The sequence below is a fragment of the Pseudomonas sp. GW823-FHT02C02 genome (assembly GCF_058797635.1).
Map to the genome: position 1 here is coordinate 294,540 of NZ_JBXAJV010000007.1, position 14,835 is coordinate 309,374.

Consider the following 14,835-nt stretch of genomic DNA (forward strand, 5'->3'; position numbering starts at 1 on the left):
CCGAGCCTTCGATAGTGCTCATCAGCGCGGCGAACCGGCCTCGCACGGCATTCACAACAATAAGAAACGAGGTACGCACCATGGCTCGTCCCAGTGCTTCCCTGCATCTGCCTGGCGCAGCTGCCCAACCGATCGACGCGGCCACACCCCTGGCCGGCACCACCAAAGCCAGCAGCGTGCGCTGGCGGATCTTTGCGATCGTCTTCGCGCTGACCATGGTCAACCTGATCGACCGGGTCTCGCTGTCGATCGCCATGCCGACCATTGCCCATGAATTTTCCCTGTCGCCAAGCATGCAAGGGCTGATCCTCAGCAGCTTCTTTTGGGCGTATGCGCTGTTGCAGATTCCCGGTGGCTGGCTGATCGATCGCTTCGGCCCGCATCGGGTCATCAGTTGGTCCACCGGGTTGTGGGGCACCTTTCAAGTGTTGGCGGCGTTTGCGACCGGCGGCTTGTCATTGCTGTTCGCCCGCGTTGCACTCGGGGCCGCCGAAGCGCCGTTGTTCCCGTCCGGTGGCAAGCTGATTTCCCTGTGGCTGGCGCCGAGCGAACGCAGTCGCGGCGCGGTGCTGATGGACAGCGGCAGCCCGTTGGGCGTGGCGCTGGGCGGGTTGATCATTGCTTACCTGATTGCATCCCTGGACTCGTGGCGCCTGGCCTTCGTGATTGCCGGTATCGCGACCCTGGTGCTGGCCTGGCTGGCCCGGCGTTATCTGCGCGATGACCCGGCCACTCACCCGCAAGTGAATGCCGAAGAACTGGAGAAGATCAACGCCGGGCGCGCGACGCCGGCTGCCGAAGCTGCCCGTGTGCCGGTCAAAGGCCTGGGCATCGCGGCCCGTTCCCTGAGCGGCTTGCTGATCGGCCGTGCCAGTTGGGCGATGGTGTATTTCGGTTTGCTGACCTGGGGCCCGAGCTATCTGGCCCAGGCTCGCGGCTTCGATATCAAAGGCATCGGCGCGGCCACCTTCGTGATTTTCGTGTGCGGGGCCCTGGGTTCGTTGACCGGTGGTTTTCTCTGCGACGGGCTGATCCGCAAGGGTGTCAGCCGTGGCGTGGCGGTCAAGAGCCTGCTGGCGTTTTCCGGTGTGGTCGCCCTCGGCGCCTTTCTGTTGTTGCCGACGCTGAGCAATCCGTTTGCCGCCGTGGCGTTGTTGGCCATGACCGCGTTTTTCCTGATGTGGGGCAGCCTCTACTGGAGCTTCCCTGCATTGCTGGCGGCACCGGCGCGGGTCGGGTTGATCGGCGGCGTGATGAACATGGCCGGCAGCACCGGCGGGATCGCGGTACCGATCCTGGTGGGCATCATTGTGCAAATGACCGGAGGTTTTGCGCCGGTGCTGGGGTTCTTTGCCGTGTGCTCGGCAGTCTTTGTGCTGGCGACGTTGTTCATCAGTCTCGACGAGGTGCGCCATGGCTGAACACTTATCTGGCGAAGCATGGAACGGTCCGATCATCGATGCCCATCATCACTTCTGGGACCCAACGATCAATGACCATCCGTGGCTGGCGCCCGAAGCCAATATCCCGTTCCGCTACGGCGACTACAGTGCGATTAAACGGCGCTATTTTCCTGAGGACTATTTCGCTGACGCCGGCCCGCACCGTGTGGTGCAAACGGTGTACGTCGAGACCGAATGGGACCCGCAAGACCCGATTGGCGAAACCGTTTTTATCGAAAGTCTGACGGCCCGTTACGGCGTACCCAATGCGGTCGTGGCGCAGGCCTGGCTCGACCACCCGGACGCCCTCGCGGTACTGACCGAACAAGCGAGTTTCAAATGCGTGCGCAGCGTGCGTCACAAACCGGGTGGAGCGACTTCACCGGCGCAGGTTGGTCATGTGCGCAGCCTGATGAGCGACGAACACTGGCGGCGCAGTTTTGCCGCCCTCGAAGGGCTGGGGTTGCACTTCGATTTGCAGACCCCCTGGTGGAACCTGCACGAAGCCGAACGGCTGGCTCGGGACTTTCCCGGCACTACGTTGATTCTCAACCACGCAGGGTTGCCCAATGACCGCAGCGCCGAAGGCCTGGCCGGTTGGCGCCTGGCGATGGCTCGGCTGGCCAAATGGCCAAATGTGCAGGTGAAGATTTCCGGCCTTGGCCAGAGGGGCCAGGCATGGCGCGCCAAGGACAACGCCTGGATCGTGCGTGAAGTGATCGCCATGTTCGGCACTGACCGGGCAATGTTCGCCAGCAACTTCCCGGTGGACAGCCTGTGCGGCTCGTTCGACGACATCTACAGCGGTTTCAAATCCATCGTTGCTGATCTGCCGAGCGCCGATCAGGAGCGACTGTTCTACAGCAACGCGCAGCGGGTTTATCGCTGCGAGCCTTGCGCCGTTGACCGCCAATGGCCTGAACCCTTGAGGAGTGAAGCATGAACAAAACAACCATCGCGATGGTGCTGGGTGACCCGGCAGGCATCGGCCCGGAACTGATCGCACGCCTGCTTGCGGAGCCTGAAGTGCGCAGCCAGGCCAATGTGATCTTGATCGCCGACGAGGCCGAAATGCGTCGCGGCATGCGCATCGCCGGGACGGAGTTTCCTTACCGTCGCGTCGAGTCGCTGGATCAGTTGGAGTTTCATGATGACACACCGCTGTTCTATGACTTTCGTGGAGACACCGTCGGTGAATTTCCACGCAGTGAAGCCAGTGTCATCGGCGGTCGCTACAGCCTCGACACGCTGGAACAAGCCCTGCGCCTGACCGAGGCCGGGACCACCGACGCGGTGTTGTTCGGGCCGTTGAACAAGACCTCGCTGCACATGGCCGGGATGGCCCACAGCGATGAGCTGCACTGGTTCGCCGAGCTGCTGGATTTCCACGGGCCGTTCTGCGAATTCAACGTGCTCGACAACCTCTGGACCTCCCGCGTGACCTCCCACGTGGCATTAGCGCAAGTGCCAGGCATGCTGACCCAGACGCGGGTAGTGGAAGCGATCCAGTTGATCGACACCGCGCTCAAGCGCAACGGCCTGGAAAAACCGCGCATTGGCGTGTGTGGGCTGAACCCGCACAACGGCGACAACGGCTCGTTCGGACGCGAAGAACTGGACATCATCGGCCCGGCGGTTCGTTCGGCCCAGGCGCTGGGGATTGCGGCCGAAGGGCCATACCCGGCGGACACGATTTTCCTCAAGGTCCAGGGCGATGCCAGTGCCTTTGACGCGGTGGTGACGATGTATCACGACCAGGGGCAGATCGCGATCAAGTTGATGGGCTTCTCCCGAGGCGTGACGGTGCAGGGTGGCTTGCCGATCCCGATTACCACGCCGGCCCACGGCACCGCCTTCGACATCGCGGGGCAGGGCAAGGCCAACGTCGGCGCGATCCGCCAGGCCTTCGAAATCGCCTGCCGAATGGGCGTCAACAACTACTGACACAACACTGATCCCCTGTGGGAGCGAGCCTGCTCGCGATAGCGGTCTGAGAGTCACTAAAAAGGTGGCTGCACTACCGCTTTCGCGAGCAGGCTCGCTCCCACATTTGTTTTGTGTGTGGCTGATAACCCTATCCACTCACTATTCGGTTTTTCCTATCACCGCAGGTTATCGCCGGATACGCATAAGTGATTATCCGCACCCCCGAGCGCTGGCTAAAGTCGCTCCATCGAATGCCGGAACCCGCCCCCCGCGCGGTTTTGTGCAGCGACCCGACAACTACAAAAAGCCGGCAGCGCAAGGAACTGTATTCATGAAAATCAAAGCCATCCGTACCCGCGTTTTTGAGTGGAAAGGCAAAGTCGTTCCGCCTCAAGCACACTTCTGCACCAACGCCAGCGACATCCTGTTCGAACGTGGCGACGCCATGGGCTCGTTCCGTTTCCATGGCTGGCTGGTGGTGGAAGTCGAGACCGATACCGGCCTCGTCGGCATCGGTAACTGCGCCCTGGCGCCGCGTGTGGCCAAGGAAATCATCGACACCTACCTGGCGCCGATTGCCATTGGCGAAGACCCGTTCGACAACGAATACATCTGGCAGAAAATGTACCGCCAGAGCCACGCCTGGGGCCGCAAAGGCATCGGCATGGCGGCGATCTCGGCGATCGACATCGCGATTTGGGACATCATGGGCAAAGCCGTGAACAAACCGGTGTTCAAACTGCTCGGCGGCCGGACCAAGGAAAAGATCTGGACCTACGCCTCCAAGCTCTACGCCAATGACAACCTCGACCTGTTCCTCGAAGAGGCCCAGGGCTATCTGAACCAGGGTTTCACCGCGCTGAAAATGCGTTTCGGCTACGGCCCGAAAGACGGCCCGGCGGGCATGCGCAAGAACATCGAGCAAGTGCGTGCCCTGCGTAACCTGGCCGGTCCCGACATCGACATCATGCTCGAGTGCTACATGGGCTGGACCCTGGAGTACGCCCGCCGCATGCTGCCCAAACTTGCTGAATTCGAACCACGCTGGCTGGAAGAGCCGGTGATTGCCGACGACATCGAAGGCTACATCGAGCTGAAGAAGATGGGGATCATGCCGATCTCCGGCGGCGAGCATGAGTTCACCTCCTACGGCTTCAAAGACCTGCTGGAACGCCGCGCCGTCGACGTGATCCAGTACGACACCAACCGCGTGGGCGGTATCACCGCAGCGCGCAAGATCAACGCCATGGCCGAAGCCTGGTCGGTGCCGGTGATCCCGCACGCCGGGCAGATGCACAACTACCACCTGACCATGTCCACCACCGCCTCGCCGATGGCCGAGTTCTTCCCGGTGTTCGACGTCGAGGTCGGCAACGAACTCTTCTACTACGTGTTCAAGGGCGAGCCGCAACCGGTCAACGGCTACATCCAGCTCGACGATGACAAGCCCGGCCTGGGCCTGGAAATCTCCGATGAGTACTTGAGCGACTTCAACATCATCGAGTGATCCAAATCCCAATTTTCTGGAGGCCGTCATGCGCCTGATTCAATTTGAAAACACTGCCGGTGAACGCCAGGTGGGTCTCGTCGAGGGCTCGCAGGTAAAGGTGCTGCAAGGCACCCGTAGCACCCGTGAACTGGCCCTCGCGGCGATTCGTGCCCAACGCAGCCTGCAAGAAGAAGTCGCACTGCGCGGCACCGAACCGGGACCGGATTACGCACAGCTGTTGCAGCAGGGCAAAGTCCTGCCGCCGCTGGACCACGAAGACCCAGCCCATTGCCTGATCAGCGGCACCGGACTGACCCATTTGGGCAGCGCCTCGGCGCGGGACAAAATGCACCAGCAGGAGGGCGCGGTCGAAGCCGGCATGACCGACACCATGCGCATTTTCAAATGGGGCCTGGAGGGTGGTAAACCGGCGGCCGGGCAGGTCGGGGCGCAACCGGAATGGTTCTACAAAGGTGATGGCAGCATCGTCGTACGCCCCGGCGCGGATTTCCCGGTGCCGCCGTTTGCCGAAGACGCCGGCGAGGAACCCGAGCTGACCGGCCTCTACGTGATCGGCGACGACGGCCAGCCGTACCGCGTCGGTTATGCCTTGGGCAACGAGTTCTCCGACCATGTGATGGAGCGGCGCAATTACCTGTATCTCGCCCATTCGAAACTGCGCTTCTGCGCCTACGGTCCGGAGCTGCGCGTCGGCGAGTTGCCCAAGCACCTTGCAGGCACCAGTCGGATCAAGCGCAACGGCGAAACGATCTGGGAAAAGGAGTTTCTCAGCGGCGAAGACAACATGTGCCACAGCCTCGCCAACCTCGAATTCCACCACTTCAAATACGCGCAGTTTTTGCGTCCCGGCGATGTCCACGTGCATTACTTCGGCACCGCAACGTTGTCGTTTGCCGACGGGATAAAAACCCAGCCGGGCGATCGCTTCCAGATCAGCCTCGATGAGTTCGGCGCGCCCCTGGAAAACGGCATCGGCGAAAGTGCCCAGCCGTTGGCCATCGGCCAGGTGCGCACGCTTTAAGTCTTCAATCACCGGCGTTGTCGGCCGGTCAAGGGATCACTCATGACCACGCTACTCGGACACAACTACATCGGCGGTCGCCGCAGCGCCAACGGTACGCAACAGCTGCAAAGCCTCGATGCAACGACGGGCGAAGCGCTGCCGGTCCGTTTTTTCCAGGCCACTGAAGCGGAAGTGGACGCGGCAGCCAGCGCTGCGGCCGCTGCCTACCCGGTTTACCGCAACCTCAGCGCGGAAAAACGTGCGCTGTTCCTCGACGCTATCGCCGATGAAATCGATGCTCTGGGCGATGACTTCGTCGCCACCGTGTGCCGCGAAACCGCGTTGCCGGCCGGGCGTATCCAGGGTGAGCGCGGGCGCACCAGCGGCCAGATGCGCTTGTTTGCCAAGGTCCTGCGTCGCGGCGATTTCTACGGCGCGCGCATTGATCGGGCACTGCCGGATCGCCAGCCGTTGCCACGTCCGGACCTGCGTCAGCACCGCATCGGCCTGGGGCCTGTCGCCGTGTTCGGTGCCAGCAACTTTCCGTTGGCATTTTCAACCGCCGGTGGCGATACCGCTTCGGCGCTGGCCGCCGGTTGCCCGGTGGTGTTCAAGGCGCACAGCGGGCACATGGCGACGGCCGAGTGGGTCGCGGACGCAATCATCCGCGCCGCCGAGCGCACCGAAATGCCGCCCGGCGTCTTCAACATGATCTACGGCGGGGGTGTCGGCGAATGGCTGGTCAAGCATCCGGCGATTCAAGCGGTGGGCTTCACCGGTTCGCTCAAGGGCGGCAATGCCTTGAGCCACATGGCCGCGACCCGACCACAGCCGATTCCGGTGTTTGCCGAAATGTCGAGCATCAACCCGGTGTTCCTGCTGCCCGAAGCGCTCAAGGTTCGCGGTGAGCTAATCGCTGCGCAACTGGCCGGTTCGGTGACCCTGGGTTGCGGGCAGTTCTGCACCAACCCGGGCCTGGTCATCGGTTTGCGTTCGCCGCAGTTCAGCCAGTTCCTGGAAACGTTTTGCGCCAGCATGAACCAGCAACCGGCCCAGACCATGCTCAATGCCGGCGCGCTGGTCAGTTACAGCCGAGGCCTTGGCGAGTTGCACGAACATCCGGGGCTGACGCACTTGGCGGGCAAGCCGCAACAGGGCAATCAGGCACAACCGCAGGTGTTCAAGGCTGACGTCAGTCTGTTGTTCAAGGGCGATGAGCTGCTTCAGGAGGAGGTGTTCGGACCGACCACCATCGTCATCGAGCTTGAGGACCGAGCGCAGCTGGCGGCAGCGTTGCACGGTCTGCGCGGGCAATTGACGGCGACGCTGATTGGCGAGACGGACGAGTTGCTGGAGTACCGTTGGCTGGCGGAGTTGCTGCAGGAAAAGGTCGGGCGGATTCTGCTCAATGGCTACCCGACCGGGGTCGAGGTATGTGAGGCGATGGTGCATGGCGGGCCGTATCCGGCGACGTCTGATTCGCGCGGCACATCGGTTGGCACCTTGGCGATTGACCGGTTCCTGCGGCCGGTGTGCTTCCAGAACTACCCGGATGCGTTGTTGCCCGAGGCGTTGCAGAACGCCAATCCGCTGGGGATTCGGCGGTTGGTGGATGGGGAGGTGAGTCAGTCAGCGTTGTAGTCTCTACCGCCTTCACGAGCAGGCTCGCTCCCACATTGGATTTGCGGTGAACACAAAATCCTGTGGGAGCGAGCCTACTCGCGAAGGCGTCATCAGCCACACCGCCAAACTACTTGGCAGTCACCTCAGCCACTTTCACCACCGCCGGCTTCAACACCAGCCACAACGCCGCCGCAATCAACACCCCGCCATAGATATGCGCCATCGACAACGGCTCATCCAGCAACAGCGCTCCCCACAACACCCCGAACGGCGGGATCAGGAAGGTCGTGGTCATCGACCTCACCGGCCCGATCGAGCTGAGCAGGCGGAAGTAAATGATGTACGCCAGGGCGGTACACATCAGTCCCAATCCAAGCAACGACAACCAGACATTCCAGCCGCCCCAGCTTGCCGGTGGCTGGCTGATCACGCTGTAGCCGAACAACGGCAACAGGAACAGCGTCGCCCCGAGCATGCTGCCCAGCGCTGAAAGACGGCTGTCGAGACCGCCGGCGTGGTCAAGCCAGCGGCGGGCCAGGAACCCGGCAAAGCCATAGCAGGTGGTGGCGAGCAGGCAGGCGGCGGCGCCCATCAACAATTCCATGTCGAACGCCACCGGACCGGCACGGGTCAGCACGCCTACGCCAAACAGCCCGAGGAACACCCCGCCAAGCTTGGCCGCGGTGAGTTTTTCATGGAAGAACAGGCCGCCGATCAACACGCCCATCAGCGGCGTGGTGGCGTTGAAGATCGCTGAGTAACCGGCCGGCAGCACTTGGGCGGCCACGGAATAGAGGGTCGCCGGAATCCCGGAGTTGATCACCCCGAGCAACATCACCGTCTTGAGTTTGCCTTTGAAGTCCCAGCTGATGCGCATCAGGCCGAGAATCACCAGCAAGCCGACGGCGGCAATCGACACGCGGAAAAAGGCCGTGGGGATGGTGCCAATCACCGGGGCGATGATGCGCATGAACAGAAAGCTCGCGCCCCAGATCGCGGCCAGCGACAGCAATCGGAAAATATCGACAGGACTCACGGTGCACTCCTTCCTTGATGGGGACGAGAGTGTTGCCGAGCGCCTTATCCATGGCAACCGAAAAACGAGCATTTAACTCGAGCCGAAAATTACGCTTCTCCTGCACCCGGTTCACTGGCTAAGCTCAGGGCTCACGAATTCCCGCAGAGGTCTCACCCATGCCGCAGCAATGGCCAGCCGCCGACATCGCCCGAATGATCCTCGATGGCTTTGACGATTACCGCGAGCATTTCCGCCAGATCACCGACGGCGCTCGGGCCCGCTTCGAGCAGGCCCAGTGGCAGGAGGCGCAAATCGCCTCGGCCGCGCGGATCAATCTGTACGAAGAAAAAGTCAGTGAAACCGTGGAACGGCTGCGCGTCGCGTTTGACAGCGACACGCTGGACGTCAGTTGCTGGCCTCTGGTCAAAAGCGCTTACATCACGCTGATCGACCTGCGTTTCGATGATGAACTGTCCGAGACCTGGTACAACTCGATTTTCTGCGGGCTGTTCAGCCATGACCTGATCAGCGACGGCTGCATGTTTATCCACACCACCCGGCCCAGCCTGCGCCGGGCCCGCGCCGCGCAAACCCGAACCTATAAGCCCCAGGGCCAGTTGTCCGGCATGCTCGCGAGCATTTTTGCCGATTACAGCTTCAGCGAGGATTACGCCGACCTGGCCGGCGACCTGCACCGCCTCGAAGCCCAACTGCGTGAGAACCTGCCGGATTGGGTATGCAAGGACCCTGAACTGAGCGTCGAGCTGTTCTCCTCGGTGCTCTACCGCAACAAAGGCGCGTACCTGGTGGGGCGCATCTATACCCGGGACGAACAATGGCCGCTGGTGATTCCGCTGCTGCACCGTGAAGGGCGCGGGATTCAGATCGATGCGCTGATTACCGACGAAGCCGATGTGTCGATCATTTTCTCGTTCACCCGTTCGTATTTCATGGTGGATGTGCCGGTGCCGGCGGAGTTCATCGGCTTCCTCAAGCGCATCCTGCCGGGCAAGCACGTCGCCGAGTTGTACACCTCCATCGGCTTCTACAAACACGGCAAGTCCGAGTTCTACCGGGCGCTGATCAATCACCTGGCCAACACCGACGACCAATTCATCATGGCCCCCGGCGTGCGCGGGATGGTGATGAGCGTGTTTACCCTGCCGGGTTTCAACACCGTGTTCAAAATCATCAAGGACCGTTTCTCGCCGTCGAAAAACGTCGACCGTGCCACGGTGATCGAAAAATACCGTTTGGTGAAAAGCGTCGATCGCGTCGGACGCATGGCCGATACCCAGGAGTTCGCCGATTTTCGCTTCCCGTTGAGCAAGTTCGACCCGGCGTGCCTGGAAGAGCTGCTTGAGGTGGCGGCGTCCACGGTGTCGGTGGAAGGCGACACCGTGCTGATCCGTCACTGCTGGACCGAGCGGCGGATGACGCCGCTGAACCTGTACCTGGAAAACGCCAACGAGGCGCAGGTCCACGAGGCCCTGGAGGATTATGGGCTGGCGATCAAGCAACTGGCGGCGGCGAACATCTTTCCCGGCGACATGCTGTTGAAGAACTTCGGCGTCACCCGGCACGGTCGCGTGGTGTTTTATGACTACGACGAAATTTGTTTCCTGACCGAAGCCAACTTCCGCCACATCCCGGAACCGCGTACGCCGGAAGACGAAATGGCCTCCGAGCCGTGGTATTCGATCGGGCCGCTGGATGTGTTTCCCGAGGAGTTTCCGCCGTTCCTGTTTGCCGATTCCGGGCAAAGGAAGCTGTTTGACCAGTTGCATGGCGAGCTATACAACGCCGATTACTGGAAAAGCCTGCAGGAAGCCATTCGTGCCGGCAAAATCATCGACGTATTCCCGTATCGCCGCAAAGGCCTGGATAACGAATAAACCCCTGAGTGAACCCCCTGTGGCGAGGGAGCTTGCTCCCGCTGGGTCGCGAAGCGACCCTAAAACCATCCACCGCGCAGCTTCAGACAAAACTCGATGACCGGACTACGACTGCTGTGCAGCCGAGCGGGAGCAAGCTCCCTCACCACAAAGGCAGGTTGAATTCGTCGCCGAGCCCCCAAATCTGCGACAATCCGGCCCCTGCGCCACTAGACGACTTTTGCGTACCTGATGACTGACGAATCGCCTTCCATCGACAAACTGCTGAAAAACCTCGATCACGCCATGCTCGCCGACCGCCACCGGCTGCGGCGGCAGTTGCTTGAGCTGCGCAAGAAACCTGACGAGGCCAAGCTGGCCCAGTGGGTGACGCGCATGCAGGCGTCCTGTGACCAGGTGCTGGCGCGGCGTGCCAGCCTGCCGGTGATTCGTTACGACGACAGTTTGCCGATCGCCGCCAAGCGCGACGAAATCAAGGAAGCGCTGCTCAAGCATCAGGTGCTGATCATCGCCGGCGAAACCGGCTCGGGTAAAACCACCCAGTTGCCGAAGATCTGCCTGGAAATCGGCCGCGGCCAGCATGGCTTGATCGGCCACACCCAACCGCGTCGAATCGCTGCGCGCAGCGTGGCCAGCCGGGTTGCCGAAGAACTGGCGACGCCATTGGGCGCGCTGGTCGGCTATCAGGTGCGGTTCGAGGATCAGAGCGACTCCAACACCCTGATCAAATTGATGACCGACGGCATCCTGCTGGCGGAAACCCAGAACGACCGTTACCTCGAACGCTACGACACGATCATCGTCGACGAAGCCCACGAACGCAGCCTCAACATCGACTTCCTGCTCGGTTACCTGAAAACCCTGCTGCCGCGTCGCCCGGACCTGAAAGTCATCATCACCTCGGCGACCATCGACCTGGAACGCTTCTCCAGGCATTTCGATGACGCACCCATCGTTGAAGTTTCGGGCCGGACTTTCCCGGTTGAAACCTGGTATCGCCCGCTGACGCTTGAGCAGGACGAGGAGGGCAACCGCGTCGAGGACGACTTGACCGTGGATCAGGCGATCCTCGCCACCCTCGACGAAATTGCCGCGTTCGAACGTAGCGAGCGCAAGAGCCCCGGCGACGTGTTGGTGTTCCTGCCCGGCGAGCGCGAGATTCGCGACGCCGCCGACATGCTGCGCAAGGCCCAGCTCAAGCACACCGAGATTCTGCCGCTGTACGCGCGCTTGTCGCCGGCCGAACAGCAGCGGATTTTCCAGTCGCACCCTGGCCGTCGCGTGGTGCTGGCGACCAACGTCGCGGAAACTTCGCTGACGGTGCCGGGCATCCGTTACGTGATCGACAGCGGCACCGCGCGCATCAGCCGTTACAGCTACCGCGCCAAGGTTCAGCGTCTGCCCATCGAAGCCATTTCCCAGGCCAGCGCCAACCAGCGTAAAGGTCGATGCGGTCGGGTCGAGCCGGGTATTTGCATTCGCCTCTATGGCGAAGACGACTTCATCGGTCGCCCTGAATTTACCGACCCGGAAATTCTGCGCACCAACCTCGCCGCCGTGATTTTGCAGATGCTGCACTTGCGCCTCGGCGAGATCACCGACTTCCCGTTTATCGAACCGCCGGATGGCAAGGCGATCAGCGACGGTTTCAACCTGCTGCAAGAACTCTCGGCCGTGGACCGCAACAGCCAGCTGACCCCGCTCGGCCGCCAGTTGGCGCGCCTGCCGGTGGACCCGCGCATGGGCCGCATGCTGCTGGAAGCGGCGAAACTCGGCAGCTTGCAGGAAGTGTTGATCGTCGCCAGCGCCATGTCGATTCAAGACCCGCGCGAGCGTCCGCCGGAGCGCCAGCAAGCGGCGGATCAAGCCCACGCACAGTGGAAAGACGTGGATTCGGATTTCGCCGGGCTGGTCAATCTGTGGCGTGGTTTTGAAGAACAGCGTCAGGCCCTGACCGCCAGCCCGCTGCGCAATTGGTGCCGCAAGAACTTCCTGAATTACCTGCGTCTGCGCGAATGGCGCGACTCGCACCGTCAGTTGAGCCTGATCTGCCGCGACATGCAGTTGAGCCTGAACAAAGAGCCGGCGGATTACCCGAAGCTGCACAAAGCCGTGCTCTCGGGCCTGCTCAGCCAGATCGGCCAGAAAACCGATGAGGGCGATTACCTCGGCGCCCGTCAGCGGCGTTTCTGGATTCACCCGTCCTCCGGGTTGGGCAAGAAGCGCCCGCAATGGCTGATGACCGCCGAACTGGTGGAAACCACCAAGCTCTATGCGCGGATGGTGGCCAAGATCGACTCGGACTGGATCGAGCCGCTGGCCGGGCACCTGATCAAGAAAAACCACTTCGAACCGCACTGGGAGAAAAAGCGTGGCCAGGTCGTGGCCTTCGAGCAGATCACGCTGTTCGGGCTGATCGTGGTGGGTCGCCGGCCGGTGCATTACGGGCCGATCGATCCCGTGGTTTCTCGTGAGTTCTTCATTCGCGAAGGCCTGGTACGCGGCGAGATTCAATCCAAGGCCAAGTGCCTGACGGCCAATGCGCAACTGCTGGAACAACTCGACGAACTGGAAGCCAAGGCTCGGCGTCGCGACATTCTCGCTGACGAAGAAACCCTGTTCGCTTTCTACGATGCGCGTTTGCCGGCGGAGATCCACCAGACCGCAACGTTCGACAGCTGGTACCGGGTCAACAGCCAGAAAGACCCGCAGCTGCTGATCATGCGCGAAGAAGACGTGCTGGCCCGTGAGGCCAGTGAAGTCACCGCCCTGCATTACCCGGACACCTTGCACATCGGCGATCTGGAACTGGCCCTGAGTTACCACTTCGAACCGAACCACCCGCGCGATGGTGTGACCCTGCGTGTGCCGGCGCCGCTGTTGCCGATGCTGCCGCCGGAACGTCTGGAATGGCTGGTGCCGGGCGTGATCGAGGCCAAGTGCATCGCGCTGGTGCGCAACCTGCCCAAGGCCCTGCGCAAGAATTTCGTGCCGGTGCCGGACTTCGTCAAAGCCGCGTTGCAGCGCATGACCTTCGCCGAGGGCTCGTTGCCGCAGGCGTTGGGCCGCGAGCTGCTGCGCATGACGGGCGCGCGGGTCAGCGATGAGGCGTGGGCGGAAGCTTCACAGCAAGTCGACAGTCATCTGCGCATGAACCTGGAAATCGTCGACGGCCAGGGCAAGTTCCTCGGCGAAGGGCGAGATCTGGCCGAGTTGACCGCACGCTTTGCCGAAGCCAGCCAAGCCGCGTTGGCCGTGCCGCAAACCGCGAAAAACCAACAGCCGGTGGAGCCGAAAGTCTTTGCCGCCGTCGCCGAGAAAACCCAGCAGAAGATCGCCGGGTTGTCGATGACGGTGTATCCGGCGCTGGTGGAAGAGAGCGGGACAGTCAAGGAAGGGCGTTTTTCGACCCCCGCCGAAGCCGAGTTCCAGCATCGCCGCGCCTTGCAGCGATTGCTGATGCAGCAGTTGGCCGAGCCGGCGAAGTTCCTGCGCGGCAAGCTGCCGGGGCTGACCGAGCTGGGGCTGATGTACCGTGAACTGGGGCGCATTGATGCGCTGGTGGAAGACATTCTGCTGGCCAGCCTCGACAGTTGCATTCTCGAGGGCGAAGACCCGTTGCCACGGGATGGCGCCGGGCTGGCCTCGTTGGCCGAGCGCAAGCGCGGTGGCTGGACTGAGCACGCCGAGCGCCTAGCCAAGTTGACGCTGGAGATTCTCAAGCACTGGCACGGCCTGCAAAAACGCTTCAAGGGCAAGATTGATCTGGCGCAAGCCGTGGCCCTGAACGACATCAAGCAACAGCTCAGTCATCTGGTGTATCCGGGGTTTGTCCGGGAGACGCCGATGCAGTGGCTCAAGGAATTGCCGCGTTACCTGAAGGCTGTCGAGCAACGCTTCGAGAAGATTGGTGCACAGGTGCAGAGGGATCGGGTCTGGAGTGGCGAACTGTCCGGTCTCTGGACCCAATACCAGACCCGCGCCAACAAACACGCCCAGGAAGGCAAGCGCGATCCGCAACTGGAGCTCTATCGCTGGTGGCTGGAGGAATACCGGGTTTCGCTGTTCGCCCAGCAACTGGGGACCAAAGTGCCAATCTCCGACAAGCGCCTGAACAAGCAATGGACCCAGGTCGAACCCTGACCCCGAGACTTGTGCAATACCTGTGGGAGCGAGCCTGCTCGCGCTGGCGGCATCACAGTCGACATAGATGTTGGAGGTGATGGCCCCATCACGAGCAGGCTCGCTCCCACAGGTTTTTGTATTGCCTGGCAGGTGGGAGTCATCGAGCAAAATGGCGCCAAAACCCAATGTTTATGGCAAACTTCGCGCCTATAAACGCCGGTCCCGCAGTTTTGAGCCTCTCAAGGTTCGGGCGGTACGGAATAAAGCGATGCCAGGTGTGCTTTCCGTGACGG

Annotated in this window: 9 protein-coding genes; 8 read left to right on the forward strand and 1 reads right to left on the reverse strand. The window is 61.8% G+C overall.

The annotated features are described in order from the left end of the window. Window positions 1–80 precede the first annotated feature (80 nt). The 6 genes from AC1ROI_RS15330 to AC1ROI_RS15355 all read left to right on the forward strand — a co-directional run bounded on the left by AC1ROI_RS15330 (window position 81) and on the right by AC1ROI_RS15355 (window position 7,522). Window positions 81–1,421, forward strand: coding sequence for an MFS transporter (locus tag AC1ROI_RS15330; protein ID WP_102595480.1), 1,341 nt, complete (start codon window positions 81–83; stop codon window positions 1,419–1,421). After that, window positions 1,414–2,385: an amidohydrolase family protein gene (locus tag AC1ROI_RS15335; protein WP_010462085.1), complete on the forward strand. Its 972-nt coding sequence runs from the start codon at window positions 1,414–1,416 to the stop codon at window positions 2,383–2,385. The genes AC1ROI_RS15330 and AC1ROI_RS15335 overlap by 8 nt, the downstream gene beginning before the upstream one ends. Further along, window positions 2,382–3,386 carry a 4-hydroxythreonine-4-phosphate dehydrogenase PdxA gene (locus AC1ROI_RS15340; protein ID WP_102595481.1) on the forward strand — a complete coding sequence of 335 codons (1,005 nt, stop codon included), beginning with the start codon at window positions 2,382–2,384 and terminating at the stop codon, window positions 3,384–3,386. The genes AC1ROI_RS15335 and AC1ROI_RS15340 overlap by 4 nt, the downstream gene beginning before the upstream one ends. A 313-nt stretch (window positions 3,387–3,699) precedes the next feature. Then, window positions 3,700–4,875 (forward strand): L-rhamnonate dehydratase, encoded by a 1,176-nt coding sequence (locus AC1ROI_RS15345; RefSeq protein WP_010462080.1) that lies wholly within the window; start codon window positions 3,700–3,702, stop codon window positions 4,873–4,875. Window positions 4,876–4,903: 28 nt separating this feature from the next. After that, window positions 4,904–5,899, forward strand: coding sequence for an AraD1 family protein (araD1, locus tag AC1ROI_RS15350; protein ID WP_102594229.1), 996 nt, complete (start codon window positions 4,904–4,906; stop codon window positions 5,897–5,899). Between the two features lie 42 nt (window positions 5,900–5,941). Continuing rightward, window positions 5,942–7,522, forward strand: coding sequence for an aldehyde dehydrogenase (NADP(+)) (locus AC1ROI_RS15355; protein ID WP_102594230.1), 1,581 nt, complete (start codon window positions 5,942–5,944; stop codon window positions 7,520–7,522). A 109-nt stretch (window positions 7,523–7,631) separates the two neighbouring features. On the opposite strand, the gene AC1ROI_RS15360 is transcribed toward AC1ROI_RS15355, so the two are convergent. Then, window positions 7,632–8,540 carry a DMT family transporter gene (locus AC1ROI_RS15360; RefSeq protein WP_010462074.1) on the reverse strand — a complete coding sequence of 303 codons (909 nt, stop codon included), beginning with the start codon at window positions 8,538–8,540 and terminating at the stop codon, window positions 7,632–7,634. A gap of 158 nt (window positions 8,541–8,698) precedes the next feature. Here AC1ROI_RS15360 and aceK point away from each other — a divergent pair, with 158 nt between their 5' ends. Continuing rightward, a complete protein-coding gene (gene aceK / locus AC1ROI_RS15365; RefSeq protein WP_102594231.1) occupies window positions 8,699–10,417 on the forward strand; it encodes a bifunctional isocitrate dehydrogenase kinase/phosphatase in 1,719 nt (572 codons plus the stop codon). Between the two features lie 231 nt (window positions 10,418–10,648). After that, window positions 10,649–14,560, forward strand: a complete 3,912-nt coding sequence (gene hrpA / locus AC1ROI_RS15370; protein WP_102594232.1) for an ATP-dependent RNA helicase HrpA — start codon at window positions 10,649–10,651, stop codon at window positions 14,558–14,560. The last annotated feature ends 275 nt before the right edge of the window (window positions 14,561–14,835 follow it).